This window comes from Promineifilum sp. (SeqCode), assembly GCF_041918635.1.
Classification (GTDB): Bacteria; Chloroflexota; Anaerolineae; order Promineifilales; family Promineifilaceae; genus Promineifilum.
The window spans coordinates 1-2789 of the sequence record NZ_JAYRVJ010000032.1 but is presented as its reverse complement, the minus strand read 5'-3'; the positions used below and the strand labels follow the sequence as shown (position 1 = coordinate 2789).

The window sequence follows — 2789 nt, the reverse complement described above, 5'->3', positions numbered from 1 at the left end:
CAACAAGGCAATGCGGGCCGACCGGTTGGGGTCATACTCGATAGACGCCACGCGACCAGGAATATTGGCCTTGTCGCGCTTGAAGTCGATGTCGCGATAGAGCCGCTTGCTGCCGCCGCCGCGATGGCGCACGGTCACCTTACCGCGCATATTCCGGCCGGCCTGCTTGCGCAGGCCGCGCACCAGGCTCTTTTCCGGCTTGGAGCGCGTGATCTCCTCAAACGAGAAGCCGCTCATGTCGCGCCGTCCGGGCGATGTGGGCTTGAATACTTTAACAGGCATGGTTTAACTCCAATTAGGAATTAAGAATGAAGACATGTGTCCACAATTCGCGCTTCATAATTCATAATTCGTAATTCATAATTGCTTAGACGCCCTCGAACAGGTCGATGCGGCCGCCGGGTTGCAGGGTCACGATCGCCTTCTTCCAGCTAACCTTACGAATGGTCAAGCGCCGCATGCGGCGGGCGCGCTTGGCCGGCATGTTGGCAATGCGAACCTTGGCGACGCGCACGTTGGGCCAGGCAAGCTCGACGGCCTGCTTGACCTGCATCTTGTTGGCGCGGGAATGAACCACGAACGTATATTGATTGTTTTCGTCGGCCAGGAAGTTGCTCTTCTCAGTCACTACCGGCCGGCGGATAATGTCTCGCCAGTGCATCTTAGCCCTCCGCCTCCACGTCTTCGCCCTCGACCCACTCGTCGCCGCCATCCATGTCCAGGAAGCCGGCCACCACATCGAGCGACGCCAACGGCATGACGATCTTGCTGTAGCCCAACAAGTCGCGGATGTTCAGGTAATTGGCCCGCAGCGCCTTCACGTCGGGCAGGTTGCGCGCCGACTTCTCGACCGTCTCATTGCGCTCCGGCAACAACAGCAGGACGCTCTCGCCCCCGGTCAGTGTCTTCATCAGCGACGCCACAACCCTGGTCTTCGGCTCGTCCAGGCTGATCTGGTCGAGCAGGACAATATCGCCCTGACCGGCCTTCACCGACAGCGCGGAGCACAAGGCGGCGCGGCGCATCTTGCGCGGCATCTGCTTCGTGTACTTGCGAGGCACAGGGCCGTGGGCCTTGCCGCCGCCGACAAAGATGGGGGCCTTGCGGCTGCCATGGCGCGCCCGGCCGGTGCCCTTCTGGCGGTAGATCTTGGCCGTCGAGCGGTTGACCTCGGAACGGTTCTTGGCCTTGTGCGTGCCCTGCCGCGCGTTCGCCAGCTGGCGCACCAGCGCCTGGTGCATCAGCGTGCGGTTGATATTCGCTTCAAAGATGCTGGCCGGCAGTTCGCGGGTGCTCACCTGCGCGCCGGTCATGTCGTAGACTGGAAGTTCCATGATACTCTCCCAGGGGTTAGGAGTTAGAGGTTAGCGCCAGGGAAGAACGTCTTTCCCTAGTCCCTAGTCCCTAGTCCCTAGTCCCTATCTTCATCCCTTGGCCGCGTCGCGGATGATGACCAGCCCGCCCTTGGCCCCAGGAACGGCGCCCTTGATGGCGATCAGGTTGCGCTCGGCATCGACCCGGACAACTTCCAGGTTCTGGGCCGTCTGGCGCTCGTTGCCCATGCGGCCGGCCATGCGCTTGCCCTTTGGCACACGCGACATCTCGGTGGCCGAGCCGATGGAACCGGGGGCGCGCCAGCGGTCTGATTGACCGTGGGTTTTCACGCCGCCGGCGAACTTGTGACGCTTCACGTTGCCCGCGAAACCGCGCCCCTTCGTCTTGCCGACCACGTCCACCTTCTCGCCGATCTCGAACTGCGCCACAGTCAGTTGTTGGCCGACCTGGTAATCGCCGGCGCTGTTCGTGCGAAACTCGCGCAGGTGCTTGACAGCAGGGATACCCTTGCTCTTGCGCCGTCCGCCCTTCTTCTCGCCCGACTTGCGCGCGCCGACGCCCAGATGGCCCTGTTCGCCTCCGCTCAGCCGCTTGGGCGTTACCTCGCCGTAGCCGACCTGAATCGCGCTGTAGCCATCGTTGTGCTCATCTTTGACCTGCGTCACGTAGCACGGCCCAGCCTGGATGATCGTCACCGGCGTCACGACGCCGGACTCATCAAAGACCTGCGTCATGCCAATTTTCTTGCCAATTAAACCTTTCACGGTTCACCTCAAAGAAGAATCCACAGATTTCACAGATTACGCAGATTAGTGCCTGGTCGTTGGTCGTCGATCACAATGACGATGAATCAACCATCCAGTCTGTGAATCACCTCTTCTTTAATTTACAGAGAAATCTCAATGTCCACGCCAGCGGGCAGGTTTAACCGCATGAGCGTATCGATTGTCTTCGAGTCCGGGTTGATCACGTCGATCAGCCGCTTATGAGTCCGAATCTCAAAATGTTCTTGCGAGTCCTTATCAATAAATGGACTGCGGCGCACCGTAAACCGCTCCAGGCGGGTCGGCAACGGCACCGGGCCAATAACGCGCGCGCCGGTTCGCTCGGCCGTGCCCACAATGCGCTTGGCCGACTGGTCCAAAACACGATGATCATATGCCTTCAGGCGGATACGGATCCTTTGCTTCGACATGTTTCCTCTGCTAGGTTCCAGGTTCCAGGTAGGGGCGGGTTTCAAACCCACCTCTACCTGGAACCTGGCCCCTGATTTAGACCAGAATCTTGGTAATGACGCCGGCGCCGACGGTCAACCCGCCCTCGCGAATGGCGAACCGGCCGCCTTCTTCCAAAGCCACCGGCGTGATCAGCTTCACCTTCAGGTTCACGTTGTCCCCGGGCATCACCATCTCCACCCCCTCGGGCAAGGTGATCTCTCCCGTCACGTCCATCGT

At 60.4% G+C, this 2789-nt stretch carries 4 protein-coding genes and 2 pseudogenes; all 6 read right to left on the bottom strand.

Annotation, left to right across the window (positions count from 1 at the left end; all coding sequences use genetic code 11):
• Window positions 1-282 (bottom strand): annotated as a pseudogene (gene rplB, locus ACE3UY_RS01135) (50S ribosomal protein L2); the annotation flags it as partial.
• An 85-nt stretch (window positions 283-367) separates the two neighbouring features.
• Window positions 368-661: a 50S ribosomal protein L23 gene (rplW, locus tag ACE3UY_RS01130; RefSeq protein WP_374685714.1), complete on the bottom strand. Its 294-nt coding sequence runs from the start codon at window positions 659-661 to the stop codon at window positions 368-370.
• Window position 662: 1 nt separating this feature from the next.
• Window positions 663-1334 carry a 50S ribosomal protein L4 gene (gene rplD, locus ACE3UY_RS01125; protein WP_374685713.1) on the bottom strand — a complete coding sequence of 224 codons (672 nt, stop codon included), beginning with the start codon at window positions 1332-1334 and terminating at the stop codon, window positions 663-665.
• Window positions 1335-1424: 90 nt separating this feature from the next.
• Entirely contained in the window at window positions 1425-2099 is a 675-nt protein-coding gene (gene rplC, locus ACE3UY_RS01120; protein ID WP_374685712.1) for a 50S ribosomal protein L3, read from the bottom strand.
• Between the two features lie 122 nt (window positions 2100-2221).
• Window positions 2222-2530, bottom strand: coding sequence for a 30S ribosomal protein S10 (gene rpsJ, locus ACE3UY_RS01115; RefSeq protein WP_095044542.1), 309 nt, complete (start codon window positions 2528-2530; stop codon window positions 2222-2224).
• A gap of 76 nt (window positions 2531-2606) precedes the next feature.
• Window positions 2607-2789, bottom strand: a pseudogene (gene tuf / locus ACE3UY_RS01110) (elongation factor Tu); the annotation flags it as partial.

What these genes read in the sequence shown, in the direction of transcription:
- rplW (WP_374685714.1), bottom strand. Translation starts at nt 661, where the DNA reads ATGCACTGGCGAGACATTATCCGCCGGCCGGTAGTGACTGAGAAGAGC.
- rplD (WP_374685713.1), bottom strand. Translation starts at nt 1,334, where the DNA reads ATGGAACTTCCAGTCTACGACATGACCGGCGCGCAGGTGAGCACCCGC.
- rpsJ (WP_095044542.1), bottom strand. Translation starts at nt 2,530, where the DNA reads ATGTCGAAGCAAAGGATCCGTATCCGCCTGAAGGCATATGATCATCGT.